Here is a 17,591-nt window from a genome sequence, read left to right as displayed (position 1 = left end):
CCGGCAGGAAACGATGCTCAAAGTTGGAATCATCTCCGACACGCATGGGCTGCTGCGGCCGGAGGCAGTGCGATGTCTGTCGGGCGTCCATCACATCATCCACGCCGGCGATATCGGCCGGCACGAGATCGTTGACCGGCTTCGCCTGATCGCGCCGGTGACTGCGATCCGCGGCAACATCGACACGGCAGACTGGGCGAATGCATATCCTGCGACCGAGACCGTCAGGCTCGGCACGCATGCCGTCCATGTCGTGCACGACGTCCACGACCTCGCGATCGATTCTGCAACGTCGGGCATCGACATCGTCGTGTCTGGTCACTCGCATCGCGCAGGCATCGAGAGGCGCGACGGCGTGCTCTACCTGAATCCAGGCAGCGCAGGGCCGCGCCGCTTCAAGCTGCCGATCACGCTGGCGACGCTGAACATCTCCTCAGGCCAACTGTCACCCGCGATCCACGATCTCGGCAGCGCCTGAGGCAAAGCGAAAGGGCGCCCATGGGCGCCCTCCCCGACCCCCGTATGAGATACATCGATCAGAAGCGATCGGCCAGCGCCATCCCGGGGTCGCTGAACGAGGGACGGCCGGTCTCGACGTGGCCGGCGACGCGGCGATAGAAGCTGTCGTCGGTGTCGCTGGTGACGACGAAGTCGTACCAATGGCCCGACTTGCGCAGTTGCCAGTACAGCTCGCCGTGGCGTCCGGGCGCGGACACCTTGACCGTCCACGACGTCGACGGACCGCCATGGCTCGGTCCGGGGAAGAAGCTCGGTGCGCCGAAGCCGAAGCCGGGCGCCTCGAAGTCGGGAGCCGACCGGAAGCCTGGCACCGCGCCAAAACCCACCGGGTGGAAGCCGGGCAGCGGACCGAAGCCCGGACATTGCGGCTCCAGCGCGGCGGAGACCGAGGCGGTGACGGCCTGCAGCGGCCCATAGATCTCGTTGGACTTCACCGTGAAGCTCGCGCGGGCATGGCCGTCGTTGCGCAGCTGCATGTGCAGTCCGCCCTCGAACACGTTGTAGCCGACGAAGATCTCGGGGTTGGCGGCATTCGACGGCCTGACCTTGTCGAGGTCGCCCTTGAAATGACGGTGGAAGCCGTTCGGGCCGAGCACCCAGAGATCATACAGGCCATCGCTGCCGACGCTCCATTCATCGTCGATCATCTTGCCGGCCTCGACGGTGTAGCGGCGCGGAATGAGATCGAGATGCCGCTTGTCGTAGACGTGGAACACGGCGCCGGCAAAGCCGGTGTTGGCGAACAGCAGCTTCACCTTGCCCGCGGCGGCATCGACCTTCGCGGTGGCGTGGAGGATGTAGGGCAGCGGACGCGAATAGCGCGCGCCGGTCTCCTGGAATAGCGGCTGCGGCGTCGCGGGCGCGACCGGCGCCGGCAAGGTCTTCTGGTGCGCATCAGACGCCTGCCAGTTGCTCTGGTCGGGCAATTCCGGGAAGCGCGGATCGTTCGGGCTGGCGAAATCGAACGCCGAGGTCAGGTCGCCCGAGACGGCGCGGTGCCACGGGCTGATGGCCTCGACCTTGATGCCGAAGCGCTTCTCGAGGAATCGCCCGATCGAGGTATGATCGAACACCTGCGAGTTGACCCAGCCGCCCTTGCTCCAGGGCGACACCACATACATCGGCACGCGCGCAGAGAGCCCCCACGGGCGGATGTTGCCGCTGACCGTGTCGGTCGCAGTCAGCACGTTGCCGACGGTGTTGGAGAAATACTCGCCGTCGAGCGGCAAGGTCGCCTTGCCCATCAGCTTGCCGTTGACGTCGTAGGACGGCACTGCGGGCGCCGGCAGATGATCGAAGAAGCCGTCATTCTCGTCGAAGGTCAGCAGGAAGACGGTCTGGCTCCAGACTTCGGGGTTGGCCGTCAGCGCCTCCAGAACCTGGTCGGTGAAATTGCCGGCGCGGGTCGGGCTGCCGCCGCCGGGATGCTCGGAGTTGGCCTGGGTCGGCAGGATCCACGACACCTCCGGCAGCGTACCGGCCATGACGTCGGCCTTCAGCCGGTCGAGGTAGTCGGGACCGCCGGTCAGGCCATGGACGTAGTTCGCATCGCCCGGCTGCGCATGGCGGAAGCTGGAGAACGCGAGGCAGCCGTGCATCGCGCCGGTCCAGTTGTCGTTCATGTCCTGATAGATGTGCCAGCTGACGCCGGCCTTGTTCAGCAGATCGGGCAGCGTGTCCCAGGCGAAGTCGCTGCCGACATATTTGTAGCTCGCCTGTGGCTGCGGCTGGCCGGCGACCCAATTGTGCGGGTTCGGCCAGCAGCGCAGATTGTTGGGCTCGGAGTCGTTGGTCGTAGAGTTGATGCCCTGCGCGCGCAGCGCCGGATTGAAGTTGGAGCCGGACCAGAACACGATGCGGTTGGGATCGGTGCCGGTGGTGATCGAGGCATGGTAGGCGTCGCACAGGGTGAAGGCCTCGGCGAGCGCGAACTGGAACGGGATGTCGTCGCGGCCGAAATAGCCCATCGCATAGGGCGTCTTGTACTTCGCCCAATAGCCCATCTTGCCCTGATTCCAGGCCGCCTGGCTGTCGCCGAACGAGTGCGGCGTGCCGTAGCCGACCAGCGCGTTGGAGGTCGCCGAGTCGCGGTGATAGGGCGGAATCTCGCGGCTGCCGTCGGACTGGAACCAGACCGGCTTGCCGCTCTCCAGCGGGATCGGGAAGCGGTCGCCGAAGCCGCGGACGCCGCGCAACGTGCCGAAATAGTGGTCGAAAGAGCGGTTCTCCTGCATCAGGATGACGATGTGCTTGACGTCCTGAATGGTGCCGGTCCGGCGCCGTGCCGGAATGGCCAGCGCCTGGCGGATGCTGGCGAAGGCAGCCGCCGCCGTGGCGCCTGCCAGAAAATCGCGACGTGTTGTCATGCTGATACGACCTTTTGAAATCTTGAAGAACGTATTCAGGGTTGGCGGGGCGAGCCCGACCTGCTCCTGCGAACGTCGCTGGCGTATCAGCGCGACTTGACAGCGCTGTGAAATTTTTATTTACGAAATGAATCTGAATGAGATTTTCTCAGCATCGGGGCACAGCGTGACGGGATCGACCTTTCGTTCTGGGCCGGGCGTGAACGGCATCTTGTTTCGTATTCGGGAGTTGCAGAACGAGCTGCCGCCGAAAGCGCGGCAGATCGCGGAGCTGGTCATCGCCCGGCCGGAGCCGTTCATCCACATGTCGATCACCGAGGTCGCGGAAGCCTGCGGCGTCAGCGAGGGGACGATCGTGTCGTTCTGCCGGCGGGTCGGGGTGCGGGGGTTTCAGGAGCTCAAGATCATGCTGGCGCGGGACCTGATCGAGCCGGTGCGGCTGATCCAGGAGGACCTGCATCGCGGCGATGATCCGGCGACGGTCACGGACCACATCTTCGCGGCGCATGCCGCCTCGCTGCAGGAGACGCGGCGGCTGCTGTCGATGGACGCGCTGGCGCAGGCGGCGAAGCTGTTGCGGCAGGCGCGGCGGGTCGAGATCTACGGCATCGGCAGTTCGGCGCCGATCGCGCAGGATCTGTCGTATCGCCTGCTGCAGCTCGGGCTGGCGGCCAATGCGATCGTGGATTCGCATGTCCAGGCGGTCAGCGCCGGGATGACCGGGCCCGACGTCGCGACCGTCACGGTGTCGCATTCGGGCAGCACGGTCGAGACCGTGCTGGCGACGCGGCTGGCGCAGGCCGCGGGTGCGCGGACCATCGGCATCACCCGGCTCGGCAAGTCGCCGCTGGCGGCGCATTGCGAGGTGCTGCTCTACACCGTCGCCAACGAGACGCGCTATCGCCCGGAGGCGATGAGCAGCCGCGTCGCGCAGCTCGCCATCATCGACACGCTGGTCAGCTGCTGCGCCCTCACCGACACCGAACGCTCCGTCGAGAGGCTGCAGCACGCGGCGCGCATCCTGTCCGAGAAACGCTACTGACCGACGCGGCCTCCGGTCAAAACGGTGAGCCACGGGCATGACCTCCCGTGGCCGACCCATCCTCAATAGTCCTTCAACAGCCGCTCGATGTAGTCGAGCTCGAGCTGCGGCCGCGACTGATCGCCGAGACGGCGGCGCAGCTCCTCGAGGATGCGGCGGACGCGCTGCACGTCGATCTCGCCCGGGATCTTCTGGGAGAAATCGTCGATGTCGCGGCCGGGATGCATCGGACGTCCGAGCGGATCGGTCTGCTGCGCGCCCTGCTGGCGGCCGGCGCGCTGGCCGGGGCCGTCGCCGGGCTGGTCGCCGTCGCCCTGCTGCATCGCCTCGGCGAGGCTCTGTGCGCCCTTGCGCAGCGCGTCCAGCGCCTTGCCCTGCGATTCCACCGCGCCGTCGGCATTGTTGTCGCCGAGCTGGCTGCCGGCATCGCCCATCGCGCTGTCGGCGTCGTCGAGCCCGTCGCCGGAATCGCCCTGGTCGCCTTGATCACCGGGATCGCCCTGCTGACCCTGTTGTCCCTTCTGGCCTTTCTGACCCTTCTGCCCCTTTTCGCCCTTCTGGCCCATGCCGCGCTTGGCGAGCTGGTCCTGCAGCTGCTTGAGACGGTCGCGCAGCGCCTGCTGGTCCTGCTGCAGGTCGCCCATGCTCTGGTCCTGGTCGCCCTGCTGCTTGTTGCGGTTGCGGCGCGAATCCTGGCCCTGCTTGAAGGTCTTGTCGCGGAGCTGCTGCTGCTTGCGGATCATGTCGCCGAGCTCGTTGAGCGCCTGCTCCATGTCGTTGTCGCCGCCCTGGTTGGGCTGCGCCATCTGCAGGTTCTCCAGCATCTGCTGCAACTGCTCGAGCAGCTCGCGCGCGCCCTCCTTGTCGCCCTGGCGCGACAGCCGCTCCATGCGGTCGATCATGTTCTGCAGGTCCTGCTGGCGCAGGATCTTGGTGTTCTGGTCGAGCGGCCGCTGCGCCATCTGCGGGTTGTTGCGCAATTGCTCGGCGAGCTGGCGCATGTAGTTGTCCATCGCCTTGCGCAGATCCTCGGCGAGCTTCTTGATCTCCTCGTCGCTGGCGCCGCGCTCCAGCGCCTGCTTCAGCGCGTCCTGGGCCGCGCGCAGCGCCTTGTCGACGTCGGAGATGTTGCCGTCCTCGATGGTGACGGCCAGCGCCCACAGGCTCGCCACCACCTCGCGCAGCGCATCGTCGGTGCGCGCCGCTTCGAGCTGCCGCGTCACCGAGCGCAGGCCGAGATACTGGCCGGGCTCGGGCGTGAACATCTCCGGCGCGATCGCCAGCGCATCGAGCGCGGTGAACACGTCGGCATTGCGGTTGCCGTCGAGCGCGAGGATGCGCCGCTGCTCGATCAGCGCCCGCGCCAACGGCTTGGTGAACAGCCGCTCCGGCAGCCTGGTCTCGAACGGCTCGCTGGTGCCCTCATTGCCGGCCTCGTCCTTGGCGGTCAGCGTGAGCGTGACGTCGGCGCCGGCGTAGGGGTCCTCGCTGAGATCCTTGACGGTCTGGCCGACGCCGTTGCGGGTGCGCGCATTCGGCAGCACCAGCGCAAACTCCGGCGGCTGGAACAGCGGCCGCGCGGCCGGCGCATCAGCCGTCTTGGTCTCGGCAGCCTTGTTTTCGGTAGACTTGCTTTCGACAGGCCGCGCGGTGACCCGGGCGCGGGCTTCGGTCACGCCGTAATCGTCCTCGAGCTTGTAGGACAGTTTCAGCGAGCCGCGCGCCTGCCGCTCGGGGTCCTTGGCCATGCTGATGACCGGCGGCTTGTCCGGCGTCGCCGCGAACACCCATTGCGGCTGCCCCGAGGGCGCGCGCACATGAACGGTGCCGTCGGCCTTGATCGTGTAGTGCTTCTCGGTGGTGCCCTTCGGCGCCGCCTCGCCGGCCGCGCCCTCGCCGGGCGCCGCCTCGGCGACGCCGCCACCGGTGATGACATCGAGATTGCCGCCGCTGGAACGCACGATCAGCGTCGAGCCCTGGGGCACCACGATCGGGCCGTTCGCCGGCACGGCGCCTTCCTTGTTGGCGGCGGACAGGATGATCGGCGGCTTGGCCGTGTAGAGCGGCGGCTTGACCCAGGCATCGACGCGGATCGTCACCGGCGTCAGCACGCCGTTCCAGTCGAACGCCGAGGCCACCCGCAGCGCCCGCTCGTCGCCGGCCGCGATCGAGGTCGCCACCAGCAGCACGATGACCAGCGCGCGCACGGCCCAGGGGTCGTGCAGCGACAGCCGCGGCCGCGGCGTCCCGGCGCGGATGCGCTTGATCGAGGCCAAAGTGCGCTCGCGCTGCGCCTGCCACAGCGCGTGCGCGATCGGATCCTTGGTGGTGAGTGTGTCGGTGAGAGCGGTGGCGGGGCGATGGGCGATGCCCGAGCCGCGGTCGAGCCGCGCCAGCCCCTCGTCGCGGCCGGGCCATCGGAAGCGCAGCATCGGCACGGCGGCGCCGAGCAGCAGCACGAGGAACAGCCCGATCCCGATCATGCGGGCCGCAAACGGCAGGCTGAGCCAGAGTCCGGCCCAGGACACGATCAGGAAAAGACCGACCACCGTGAGCAGCCGGGCGAGATGCGGCCAGCCGCGCTCCCAGGCGATGGCGAGACGCGCCCGCTTCAGCGCCTGCGCCAGCTTCAGCCGCGCCAAGCCATCATGCGTCAGGCCATCGGGCGTGCTGCTTGCCGGCCCAGCCGGCTCGGGGGTGACACCGCTCAACAATCCCTCCAGGTTGCCCGGATGTTCAACCTAGCACAAAGGCAGCCGTGAGGCACCCGCTGTGCGGGGACTTTCCCGGCGCCGGCCGCGGTTCACACGGGAGTGTGACCGGCCGGGTTCCCGGAAAGCTACGGGGCGCACGGGGGCCTCGTGGTTCGAGACGCGCCGCAAGCGGCGCTCCTCACCATGAGGGGTAAGCTCAGAGATCGTAGATTCACCTGCCCAAGAACAGCCTGCCCGGGGGCAAGGTCGAGCGCACCGGATTCGATCTGCACGATTCATGTTCCGGGCACCACCTTCGCTCCTCACCCTGAGGAGCCCGCCGCAGGCGGGCGTCTCGAAGGGCGAGGCCCGCACTGTAGCCTGCGTGGACCGACGTAGCGACCGCATCTGCAGCTTGCACGTCGCATGGAAATCCGTTCTCGCGGCGTGTTGTCACCCGAGCTATTCGAGAATGCGTCGCCCCCTGAAAAAGCGAGGGCGCAGGGAAGGCCGGGCGCCGGCCGGCGCCCATGGTCCGCGTGCAACAAAAAGCACGCGGCAGAACCACAGGCTCAGCCGAGATCACCCGGCCTTCCCTGCGCGATGGTGTTACGATTTATACGCGATCTTCCCGGGGATCGGCTGTCTTGCCCCCGTCGCCGGCGATTCGTCACCGCCAACTTGGCATCAGCACCGGGATGCCAGAACCACGCGACTTCATCGTCGCACCGGGATCGTTCGTCCGCGCGGGACAACCCGCGCTGCGCCCCAATGCGCCCACCGCATCCCGCACCCGACGTCCGTGACGACCGCGAAGCGCCCCCTCAGCGGGACGGGATGCGGGGAGTAGAGCACGATTTCGGATAAAGCGCAATAGCTAGTCTGAGTAGAGGACCGAGGCGCATGTCGCGCTGACGAGGACTGCCAAATCATCGCTTGTCCAATTTGAGGGAGCAATCCAACACTGTCGCCAGGCTACTAGAGCGGTCCTGCAATCTCCGCAGCATTACGGAGCTACTAATCGCTTTAACGGAATTTTGGCCCGCTGGCATGAAACTTGCCAAATTTTGGGTCGATAACTCACAAGGCAGCGCAATCGCTCCCCAGCTATGAGGGCCGTTATGGTAGCTCCTACCGCACTCAAGGCCATTCACCTTCCAGTTGCATCTCCATGCAGTTCCTCTAAAATTGCCTCGGGGGGATTCTGGACCATGAGCGGCTGGAAAGATGCCTTAACGGACGACACCACCGTTTTTGGCGCTTTGGGTGGCCTTTCCCCGCAATTGGCGAGAATGATCACCTACGGCGCTAGCGATTTTGGCGCAGCTGCTGGTTCAGTCATCTCTCTTACCCCGCAGCTTATATTAGTCTTTGTTCTTGTCGAACTTGGACTTGCGGCACTCGGTGCAATTGCCGCCCACGGATTGCTTGAAAAGAAATCGCAAACGAGACGCGGCGCGATGGCTGCAGGCATTGCAGGTCCGGCGATCTTGGCGCAAGCCACCTTAGGATTTCAGGATGCTCGTCATCCCCTACCGCCCATAGTGCAGCCCACACCACAGCAGCGATCTTTGACCTCGTACAGCTTCATTGGTAGCGCGAAGGCCGACGACTCAGACGTTCAGCGCACTTTGCAGTCGACTATAGATCGCATCTTGATGGACAAGGCGTTCATAAAGCTTCCCAATCCTAGAACTCTTTTGATAGTCGCAACTAACGACAAAGCTGCCCAATCGCTTGCTCATATTTGCTACCTTACCAAAGACGAAATCATCAAGTTAAACGCTTCGACAAAAGGCAAGGAAACCCCTGAGATCACTTGCCTAGATCAGGAGCTGTTTCGGCCCAAAGATTCGTCATTTACAACCTTCCAAGTACCCGATGCGGCTGTCGCCGTAATGGTCGACGCTCAGTTGTTCGCACTCGACAAGCCCTCAACGACGATTGGTCTCCAGGCGGATGTGAAGCCAACGTTCACAGGGGATCTGCTCTGGGCACTCGGGGGACGTCGCGTAGAAAGCGTAGTCATCGCTCCCAAAGAGCTATCCTCCCCGAACCAGATCGCTCCAAGATAGGACGACTATCAGAGGCGATCCAATAGAGACCAACGACCCGCGCTTATTCAGCGACGCCCCGTATCCCCGTAGTTCAAATTCCAATTGAACGCCACACTCGAGTGCCTTGGGGTCATTGGCCACCGCCATCAGACCATAGGCATCAGCACCATGACTAAGCAACTCGTGCCTGTGGCCGGCGTTCCGGGCCTAGTGCTTCTCGTTCCAAAGCCGAGCGAAAGAATTAGAACGGGTTACTGTCGTCTCCCAAACGGAACGACCTCGCCACTACTGTCTCCCTTTGGAGACCCCCTCTCTCCCAATTGTTTGAGCTGCACTACTTCTCCGGTCTTTTCAGTGAACCAGCCTTGAGGAAGGCACGCGAGATTCTCAATGTCCTTAGGTGACATTGTAAACTCGACCGCGAGTAAATCGTTCTTTGTGCGCACACCGGCGCTGACTATAACATTGAGAGCATCTCTCAGGAGACGCGGCTCATTCATCGGCCACTCTTGATCGAGCGGTTCTTGCCGATTCCAGCCTTTCGCGGAGTACAGCTTGTAAAGGTCGGTGTCGTATCCTTCGGGAATGATTTCAAGATCGGTGAGCCGTCTGATTTGTGCTTTGATCGAAACTCGCCAACGCGCCTTGAGGGTCAAGAAGGATGCCAGCGACGGCCGAGAGACTTCGGACGGGTAGGTTGTGGAGGGCATTAAGAAGGCGCTTGCCAGCCGGAACGCCTGCGTTTCAATCGCTTTCAAATTCTCTTTTAGTTCAGACGCCGTCACGTCCCTATGTAAAACGGCATGGGCCAGTTCGTGAGCCGCATCCATCTGACGGCGTGGGAATGACATTTTGTCAGTCGCAAGTAGTATGTGAGGTCGATCTTCGGCACTCCAACTACAAAGTCCGTCGAGCTTCGACGTCCCCATCTCGATCGTACCAACGATGATGCCGATGCGCTCAAGCAGCGCAACCATGTCGCCGCACGGCCCCTCGCCCAACTTCCAATATCGTCGCATCTCGATAGCGATACGCTCAATATCGTCATCGCGAAGTTGCCGATAACTTGCTCCCGCAAGGAAGTCTGGTAGATCGACGACGGGAAAGTCGACGTAGTGTTCTAGAATCCCGCTGATCTCCTGAAGCCAGCGCATTTGAGAATGTTGGTACTCGATATCCCTTACAAGGGTGCTCATCAGTGAGCGGTGGAACATCGGCCGCATAGAATTCACAATGGGGCGCAGAAAGAATTCACGGCGAACATGCAAAGCGGACGCCAGTGCGCCAAGCGCTTCGGCGTCGGGAGCGCTGGAACCATCCTCCCAGCGCGTCACCGTGCTCGCGTTCACTGTCAGCAGCCGCGCCAGAGCGGACTTGCTCGCGATTCCGCGGGCAGCCCGAGCCTCGACCAGCCGTTCCGGCACGAAGCCGGGGGTACCAACACGCATTTCTAAATCCCTGCCTTCCAACTATTGGTCACGCCCCGACCGGCGGTCCATCTTTCGCGATCGCCTCCTCATCCGCCGTAGCCTCGGGTGGCACAAACGGCTTTACGTGCGCCTTCAACGCAACCGCTGCGACCGCGCCTGCGGTGGGGTTCACTGGCGGGAGAGAGGGAACGTCAGCGTGGCCGCTGAGGAACGTTTCGACGGTCTCGTAGAAGAGAAAGTTCTCGTATTTGGAATCGATGATGCCGATCGCAATCTCCTCGATCAGCCCCGCCCTCTCACGGTGACGGGAGACCAATAGCAGGACGAAATTGTCACCCATCTTCGGGCCGGACGAATCGAAATCCAGCCGGGGTGTCAGGTGATAATTCAGGCTCACCCCTGCTACTCGAGATTTGTTCTTATTAGGAATCGTTTGAGGCTCTGACATCGTCGCAAGGCCGAAGATGATGCCCTTCCCGTCGACTTCGAATCGCATAAAGGGCTGGAACACTCGAAGGTCCGTGCTGGGGATCACGCCGCCCTCAAGCACTGTTCCACCATGCGTCAGACATACTTCTTCAAAACGCTGCTCCATCATCCGAAAGCGTAGTTGGCCCTCGGATTCCCGTGCACGCTTCTTGTTGAGATTGGTGTGGTCCCGGACGATCTCAAATGCCTTTAGCGCTTCTGCGCGCAGGTGGTCTTCGAGATCAACCAGGAGGTTGCTGGTCAACACCTTGACCAAATGGCTCTTGCCGGTGGGCAACATGCGGTGCGAATCTCCAGATTGCGCGAGATCCGATTTTTATCGTGATTCTTTGCGTAAAGCGAGGGTCACATCATGTTTACGGTTTTATAATACCATCTCGCCACAAAATGTTGTGGTTTCCGAGGTGCGATCACTGCGGCCCTGTCGCCTTGACCGGCCACTGCATACCGGGATCAATCGTCACGGCCAAACCGGCGCCCCCTCCAGCCCGGCCGTCTCCGGCAGCCCGCACATCAGATTCGCGTTCTGCACCGCCTGTCCGGCCGCGCCCTTGCCGAGATTGTCGACGACGCCAAGCGCGATCACCAGGTTGCGGTCGGGGTCGGCGGCGTAGCTGACGAAGGCGAGGTTGGAGCCGGTGGCCCATTTGGTCTGCGGCGGCTTGTCGGTGACGCGGACGAAGGCGCTGCCTTCGTAGAAGCGGCGGGCGACGTCGAGGCATTGCGCCGTCGTGGCGCGGCCGCGGGCGTAGATGGTGGCGAGGATGCCGCGGGTCATCGGTACCAGATGCGGCGTGAACACGAGGCCGGCGGCGCTGCCGCCGCTGAGGCGCCCGATGGTGCTTTCGATCTCGGGCATGTGGACGTGCTTGAGCAGGCCGTAGGGGATCAGGTTCTCGTTGCTCTCGGCGTAGCCGAATTTGCTGTCGCCGCCGCGGCCGGCGCCGGAGATGCCGGTCTTGGCGTCGATCACGATGTTGTCGGGCGAGATCAGTCTCTCGGCGAGCAGCGGCGCCAGCGGGGTCAGCGCCGCCGCGGGGAAGCAGCCGGGATTGGCGATGCGGGTCTTGCCTGCGATCTCCTTGGGCCAGACGTCGGCGAGGCCGTAGGTCCAGCCGTCGACGTAGCGGTGGTCGCCGCCGATGTCGACGATCTTCACGTCCGCCGGCACGCGCGCCAGCGCATCCCTCGAGGCGCCGGTGGGGAGCGAAGCGAACAGCACGTCGAGCTTCGGCAGGCGCGCGGGGTCCCACTTCTCGATCACGAGATCGGCGAGCTCGGCCGGCACGCCGGGAAAGCGATCCACCAGCCGGCTGCCGGCGCTGCCCTCGCCCGCGGCGTAGACCAGCTCGAACGCCGGATGCCCCGCGACCAGACGCATCGCCTCGCCGCCGCCAAAACCGCTGATCCCGACGATGCCGACGCGAATGCTCATGGGTGGGGTCCTGCTGGTAGAGTGACGGAACGGGTTGAGTGAGGTAACCGGCTGGCGGGGCCATATGCGGTATCCCGGGTCCTGCCCGCAAGGGGTGAAGAACAACAATGAGCACCATCGATCCAAGCCGATATCCGCTCTTCGATCGAATGGCCGGCGGGCTTTTTCAGGGGGTGTCGAAAGTCTTCGCATCGGAAGATGAGCTGGGCGTCTTCCTGATCGAGTTCTTTGGGGACGACGAGCTTGAACCACTGCTGGCCGAGCTTCGGGACATTTCGACGATGGAGATGAGCGACCAGGACTGGGAAGCGTATTGGTGGCGTAGCCCGGCTCAGAGCGCGCCTCAGGATGCCCTGTCGAGCCATCGACTGCTACAGGCCGTCATCGGTGAGATCGTCGCGTGTCTCGAACGACGTCCGAGATGATGGCGACGCGGATGATCACCGCGACGCCGCGGCTTTCGTCTTCGGCTTGGCGCGGGCCGGCTCGGCCGTCAACCGGATTCCCATCGCATTGATGATCCGCAGGACGGTCGCAAACTCCGGGTTGCCGTTCTCGCCGAGCGTCTTGTAGAGCCCTTCCCGCGTCACGCCGACGGCCTTGGCAACCTGGCTCATGCCCTGCGCGCGGGCGACGAGATTGAGCGCGTCGCGGACCTCGGCGGGATCACCGTCGGCGAGCACGAGGTTGAGATACTCCGCGCGGGCGGCCGGGGTGCGGAGATGCTCAGCGGCGTCGAATGTCTTGAGCTTGCTGATCTTCATCCTCAATCCTCCAATGTCGCCGCGAGGTCCTGGGCGTTCCGGATGTCCCTGTCCTGGGTGCGCTTGTCGCGCTGCGGCAGACCGGCCCCCCTCGCATCTCCCGGTGGCCCGTGCTATTTCATGGATATGACCGACGCTACCACCCGTGCAATGCCTTCCGCGCTGCCGCCGAGCGAAGCCGAGCTTGCCGAATGGCAGGCTTTGAGCCGCGACGAGCAGCTCGCGCGCTACCGCGAAGTGCTGCAGCATACCGATTGCGCGCGCATCAGCAGCTCGACCATGAGCGATATTCGCGCCGAGGCACAACGGCGGGCGGCGGCTCGCCGTGGCTGAGTTCAAGCTCTCAGCCCGCGCCGAGGCTGATCTGCTTGAAATCTACGATTATACGAACAGCACTTTTGGTACGTACCAAGCCGACGCCTACCATGCCGGGCTCGAGCGGACGTTCGATCTGCTGGCGAATTTTCCGCGGATCGGTGCGAGTGTGGACGATATTGCGCCCGGGCACCGGCGGTTTCGGTTCCAGGCGCATATCGTGTTCTACACCGAAGATCGCGACGGCGTCGTGATCCGCGCCATCATGCATCACTCGCGCGAGATCAGGCCCGATCTGTTCGATTGATCGTCCTCACAGCCACGGCGCCGGCGTATCCATCGCGATCAGCTGCTCGACCTCGATCCGTGGCCGGATCACGGCGGACTGGTCGCCCTTGACCAGGACCTCGGGCACCAGGGCGCGGGTGTTGTAGGTGCAGGCCTGCACGGCGCCGTAGGCGCCTGCGGTCATGATGGCGAGGAGGTCGCCCGGCGCGGGCTCGGGCAGCGCGCGGTCGAGCGCGAGGTAGTCGCCGCTTTCGCACACCGGGCCGACGACGTCGGCTATGAAAGCAGGCGCATTCGGCGCGGGCTGCTTGACGGGCAGGATGTCGTGATGCGCCTCGTAGAGCGTCGGGCGGATCAGGTCGTTCATCGCGGCGTCGATGATGACGAAGTTCTTGGCCTCGCCATGCTTCACATAGATCACCTTGGCGACGAGGATGCCGGCATTGCCGACGATCATGCGGCCGGGCTCGAACATCAGGGTGCAGCCGAGATTGTGGCTGACGCGCTTGACCATGGCGGCATAGGCCGCCGGCTCCGGCGGCACCGCGCGGTCCATGTGATAGGGAATGCCGAGGCCGCCGCCGAAATCGACATGGGAGATGTCGTGGCCGTCGGCGCGCAGGGTCTGCACGAACTCGGTGAGGATGCGGAACGCCGTCTCCATCGGGCCGAGATCGGTGATCTGGCTGCCGATATGGACGTCGACGCCGGTGACCTTGATGCCCGGCATCTTCGCCGCGCGGGCATAGACGCGGCGGGCGTGCTCCAGCGGAATGCCGAACTTGTTTTCCGACTTGCCGGTCGAGATTTTGGCGTGGGTGCCGGCATCGACATCGGGGTTGACGCGCACGGAGATGCGGGCGGTGTGGCCGGTCTCGACCGCGAGGCGCGCCAGCAGATCGAGCTCGGGCTCGGACTCGATGTTGAGGCAGTGGATGTCGGCCGCGAGCGCGGCGCGCAGCTCGGCCTCGGTCTTGCCGACGCCGGAGAACACGATCTTGCGCGAGGGGATGCCGGCCGCCAGCGCGCGCTTCAATTCACCGCCGGAGACGACGTCGGCGCCGGCGCCGAGTTTCGCCAGCGTGCGCAGCACCGACTGGTTGGAGTTGGCCTTCATCGCGTAGCAGATCAGCACGTCCTGGCCGGTGAAGGCGTCCGCGAACACGCGGTAGTGCCGCTCCAGGGTCGCGGTGGAGTAGCAGTAGAACGGCGTGCCGACGGTGGCGGCGAGTGAGGTGAGATTGACGGCCTCGGCGTGCAGCACGCCGTCGCGGTAGTCGAAATGATTCATGGGTCTGATCCGCGCACGGGGCCGCGAGAAGGTGGATTGTGGCGGCGAATTGCCGGGAAATGAGCGGGAATGTCAATTGAAGCTGCCGTCCTCGCCGAGGCACAGATGCCGCGCCGTCCGGGCCTCATGGTTCGAGACGCGCCGCGCGCGGCGCTCCTCACCATGAGGGTGGAGATCTCGCCGGGGGCCAGGTCGCGCCACAAGTTCAGTCCTCGTCCTGAGGAGCCCGCCGGAGGCGGGCGTCTCGAAGGACGGTGGCGGCCTAGGTGCCTGCGCAGGCGTCGGTCGGATGCGATCTCCCCCGGAGAAGGGGTGGTGCCCGTCGCGGGCGCGTCAGCCGCTATTTGCTGTCGAGCAGCGGGTCGAGGATGAAGGGTTTCTTCTGGCCGCGGGTGGCGGCGGGGGCGGCGTCGGCGCCGTAGCCGGAGTTGAACAGGCCAGGCTTGTTCGCAGCTTCCGTCGCGGTGTCGGCGGGAGCGGCCGACATCTGCGGCGCCGGCGGGGAATTCGCCGGCAGGTCCAACGGGCCCTTGCGCCCGCAGGCGGCGAGCAGAAGGGCTGCGGCGCCCACGACGAGGAGGGCGCGGGCTACGGACAGCGGACGGCGACTGCGATTCACGTGTGAGATCCCCATGCGGGCGGCACCATACAGAGATTGCCCCGATGTGGCGAGTGCCGGAGTGCCACGCCAAGCCGGTCAAATTTCGGACAGCAGCCCTACTTTCGCTGTTTTTCCAGCCGCTTCAGCCAGGCTTTGGCCTGCGCGGCCACGTTCTTCGGCGCGGTGCCGCCGAAGCTGGTACGGCTCTTCACGGAGGACTCGACCGAGAGCACGCCGAGCACCTCGGCTGATATTTTCGGCTCGACCTCCTGCATCGCCTGCAGCGGCAGCTCGTGCAGCGCGACGCCCTGCTTGGAGGCGAGCGCGACGATCCGCCCCGTGACGTGGTGGGCCTCGCGGAACGGCATCTTCAGGGTGCGGACCAGCCAGTCGGCGAGGTCGGTCGCCGTCGCATAGCCCTCGCCGGCGGCGGCCTTCATCCGGGCCTCGTCCGGGACGAGGTCGAGCGCCATGCCGGTCATGGCGCGGATGGCGAGCGACAGCGCCGCGAACGCCTCCATCGCGCCCTGCTTATCCTCCTGCATGTCCTTCTGATAGGCGAGCGGCAGGCCCTTCATCACGATCAGCAGCCCGTTCAGCGCGCCGACGACGCGGCCGGTCTTGGCGCGGACCAGCTCGGCGGCGTCGGGATTGCGCTTCTGCGGCATGATCGAGGAGCCGGTGGTGAACTTGTCCGACAGCTTGATCAGGCCGACCAAAGGCGAGGTCCAGATCACGATCTCCTCGGCGAAGCGCGACAGGTGCACGGCGCAGATCGAGGCGGCCGACAGGGTCTCCAGCACGAAATCGCGGTCGGACACGGCGTCCAGCGAATTGGCCATCGGGCGCTCGAAGCCGAGCGCCTCGGCGGTGGCGTGGCGGTCGATCGGGAACGAGGTGCCGGCGAGCGCGGCAGCCCCCAGCGGCGATTCATTGAGGCGCTTGCGGGCGTCGAGGAAGCGGCCGCGGTCGCGCCCGGCCATCTCGACATAGGCCAGCAGGTGGTGGCCGAAGGTGACCGGCTGCGCGGTCTGCAGATGGGTGAAGCCGGGCATGACCGTGCCGGCGTAATCGAGCGCGCGGGTCGCGAGCGCGTGCTGGTAGGCGGCCAGCGCGGCGTCGATGTCGTCGATGGTGTCGCGCACGAACAGGCGGAAGTCGGTTGCAACCTGGTCGTTGCGCGAGCGCGCGGTGTGCAGGCGGCCCGCGGCCGGGCCGATCAGCTCGCTGAGCCGGCTCTCGACATTCATGTGAATGTCTTCCAGCGCCCGCTTGAACTCGAACGAACCCTTGGTGATCTCTGACAGAATCGTGTCTAGACCCTTGCCGATATTTTTCGCATCAGTCGCGGTGATGATGCCCTGGGCGGCGAGCATGGCGGCATGCGCCTTGGAAGCGGCAATGTCCTGTGCGTAGAGGTGGCGATCGACGTCGATCGAGACGTTGATGTCCTCCATGATCGCGTCGGGACGCTCCGAGAACCGTCCGCCCCACATCTTGTTGCTCATGCCTGAACCGCTTCTTAGACCTTGCTGACCGCCATGGGATGGGACACGCCGTCCGGCGCCGCCCCGAAACTCGCGCTCCTGATAGCCGCAACCGACCCGAGATGACAAACGATAAGCCTGACCCGTCCCCTGCCCGCCCCGCCCGCTCGCGCCGGACGCTGCTCGCGGCCAGTGCCGTCGCGGTCGTCGCCGCGGCCGGCATCGCCGCGGTGGCCTTTGGCGGATTGCTGAAGGGACGGCCGTCGGGCGACCAGGCGTGCCAGGCGGCGGTCGCCACCGCCAAGCGGATCGCGCCGCTGATCAAGGGCGAGGTGGCGGCGCTGACGGCGGCAACAGTGCCGCTGCGGCTGCCGGATCTCGCCTTCGAGGACGCCGCAGGCGCGTCGAAGAAGCTGTCGGATTTCCGCGGCAAGACGGTGTTATTGAACCTCTGGGCGACATGGTGCGTGCCGTGCCGCAAGGAGATGCCGGCGCTGGACTCGCTGCAGGCCAGGCTCGGCAGCGACGCCTTCCAGGTGGTCGCGGTCAACATCGATACCCGCGATCCGGACAAGCCGAAGGCGTTCCTCAACGACGCCAAGCTGACGCAGCTCGCCTATTTCAGCGACCAGAAGGCCAAGGTGTTCCAGGACCTGAAGGCGGTCGGCCGCGCGCTGGGCATGCCGACCTCGGTGCTGGTCGACGGCAATGGCTGCGAGATCGCCACCATCGCCGGCCCCGCCGAATGGGACAGCGCCGACGCGATCAAGCTGATCCAGGCGGCGACGACGAAGGCGGCCGCGGGACTGTAACC

16 protein-coding genes are annotated in these 17,591 nt (G+C 65.0%); 7 read left to right on the top strand and 9 right to left on the bottom strand.

Features of this window, described 5'->3' with window-relative positions; all coding sequences use genetic code 11:
* The first annotated feature begins 13 nt into the window (after positions 1-13).
* Positions 14-478, top strand: a complete 465-nt coding sequence (locus QX132_RS31900) for a metallophosphoesterase family protein (RefSeq protein WP_315795607.1) — start codon at positions 14-16, stop codon at positions 476-478.
* Between the two features lie 58 nt (positions 479-536).
* On the opposite strand, the gene QX132_RS31895 is transcribed toward QX132_RS31900, so the two are convergent.
* Positions 537-2,885, bottom strand: a complete 2,349-nt coding sequence (locus QX132_RS31895; protein ID WP_316163744.1) for a phosphocholine-specific phospholipase C — start codon at positions 2,883-2,885, stop codon at positions 537-539.
* Positions 2,886-3,096: 211 nt separating this feature from the next.
* Between QX132_RS31895 and QX132_RS31890 the strand changes: the two genes are divergently transcribed.
* Positions 3,097-3,927, top strand: a complete 831-nt coding sequence (locus QX132_RS31890) for a MurR/RpiR family transcriptional regulator (RefSeq protein WP_315812437.1) — start codon at positions 3,097-3,099, stop codon at positions 3,925-3,927.
* A 62-nt stretch (positions 3,928-3,989) separates the two neighbouring features.
* Here QX132_RS31890 and QX132_RS31885 read toward each other — a convergent pair whose 3' ends face one another.
* A complete protein-coding gene (locus QX132_RS31885; RefSeq protein WP_316163743.1) occupies positions 3,990-6,638 on the bottom strand; it encodes a TIGR02302 family protein in 2,649 nt (882 codons plus the stop codon).
* Positions 6,639-7,831: 1,193 nt separating this feature from the next.
* Here QX132_RS31885 and QX132_RS31880 point away from each other — a divergent pair.
* Positions 7,832-8,695: a hypothetical protein gene (locus QX132_RS31880; protein ID WP_316163742.1), complete on the top strand. Its 864-nt coding sequence runs from the start codon at positions 7,832-7,834 to the stop codon at positions 8,693-8,695.
* A gap of 233 nt (positions 8,696-8,928) precedes the next feature.
* On the opposite strand, the gene QX132_RS31875 is transcribed toward QX132_RS31880, so the two are convergent.
* The 3 genes from QX132_RS31875 to argC all read right to left on the bottom strand — a co-directional run bounded on the left by QX132_RS31875 (position 8,929) and on the right by argC (position 12,031).
* Positions 8,929-10,125 (bottom strand): XRE family transcriptional regulator, encoded by a 1,197-nt coding sequence (locus QX132_RS31875; protein ID WP_316163741.1) that lies wholly within the window; start codon positions 10,123-10,125, stop codon positions 8,929-8,931.
* Positions 10,126-10,153: 28 nt separating this feature from the next.
* Positions 10,154-10,876: a hypothetical protein gene (locus QX132_RS31870; RefSeq protein WP_316163740.1), complete on the bottom strand. Its 723-nt coding sequence runs from the start codon at positions 10,874-10,876 to the stop codon at positions 10,154-10,156.
* A gap of 180 nt (positions 10,877-11,056) precedes the next feature.
* Positions 11,057-12,031, bottom strand: coding sequence for an N-acetyl-gamma-glutamyl-phosphate reductase (argC, locus tag QX132_RS31865; RefSeq protein ID WP_316163739.1), 975 nt, complete (start codon positions 12,029-12,031; stop codon positions 11,057-11,059).
* 107 nt (positions 12,032-12,138) lie between these two features.
* Here argC and QX132_RS31860 point away from each other — a divergent pair, with 107 nt between their 5' ends.
* Positions 12,139-12,456 (top strand): hypothetical protein, encoded by a 318-nt coding sequence (locus QX132_RS31860; RefSeq protein ID WP_315736214.1) that lies wholly within the window; start codon positions 12,139-12,141, stop codon positions 12,454-12,456.
* Between the two features lie 15 nt (positions 12,457-12,471).
* On the opposite strand, the gene QX132_RS31855 is transcribed toward QX132_RS31860, so the two are convergent.
* Positions 12,472-12,795 carry an addiction module antidote protein gene (locus tag QX132_RS31855; RefSeq protein ID WP_315783050.1) on the bottom strand — a complete coding sequence of 108 codons (324 nt, stop codon included), beginning with the start codon at positions 12,793-12,795 and terminating at the stop codon, positions 12,472-12,474.
* 120 nt (positions 12,796-12,915) lie between these two features.
* On the opposite strand from QX132_RS31855, the gene QX132_RS31850 reads away from it, so the two are divergent.
* Positions 12,916-13,128, top strand: coding sequence for a hypothetical protein (locus QX132_RS31850; protein ID WP_315736212.1), 213 nt, complete (start codon positions 12,916-12,918; stop codon positions 13,126-13,128).
* Complete coding sequence (locus QX132_RS31845; RefSeq protein ID WP_315736211.1) at positions 13,121-13,417, top strand: type II toxin-antitoxin system RelE/ParE family toxin; 297 nt, start codon at positions 13,121-13,123, stop codon at positions 13,415-13,417. The genes QX132_RS31850 and QX132_RS31845 overlap by 8 nt, the downstream gene beginning before the upstream one ends.
* 6 nt (positions 13,418-13,423) lie before the next feature.
* Here the strand turns inward: QX132_RS31845 and lysA are convergent, their stop codons facing one another.
* From lysA to argH, 3 genes are all read right to left on the bottom strand, one after another.
* Positions 13,424-14,689 (bottom strand): diaminopimelate decarboxylase, encoded by a 1,266-nt coding sequence (gene lysA / locus QX132_RS31840; RefSeq protein WP_316163738.1) that lies wholly within the window; start codon positions 14,687-14,689, stop codon positions 13,424-13,426.
* A 340-nt stretch (positions 14,690-15,029) separates the two neighbouring features.
* Entirely contained in the window at positions 15,030-15,323 is a 294-nt protein-coding gene (gene lptM / locus QX132_RS31835; RefSeq protein WP_316163737.1) for an LPS translocon maturation chaperone LptM, read from the bottom strand.
* Positions 15,324-15,406: 83 nt separating this feature from the next.
* A complete protein-coding gene (gene argH / locus QX132_RS31830; protein ID WP_316163736.1) occupies positions 15,407-16,798 on the bottom strand; it encodes an argininosuccinate lyase in 1,392 nt (463 codons plus the stop codon).
* Between the two features lie 101 nt (positions 16,799-16,899).
* On the opposite strand from argH, the gene tlpA reads away from it, so the two are divergent.
* Positions 16,900-17,589, top strand: coding sequence for a thiol:disulfide interchange protein TlpA (gene tlpA / locus QX132_RS31825; RefSeq protein ID WP_316163735.1), 690 nt, complete (start codon positions 16,900-16,902; stop codon positions 17,587-17,589).
* The last annotated feature ends 2 nt before the right edge of the window (positions 17,590-17,591 follow it).

Origin of the sequence: Bradyrhizobium sp. SZCCHNRI20481, assembly GCF_032485055.1 — a bacterium.
In the GTDB taxonomy this organism is placed as follows: domain Bacteria; phylum Pseudomonadota; class Alphaproteobacteria; order Rhizobiales; family Xanthobacteraceae; genus Bradyrhizobium.
Note: the sequence above shows the minus strand (reverse complement) of the source record. Positions and strands in the feature narration are given on the sequence as shown.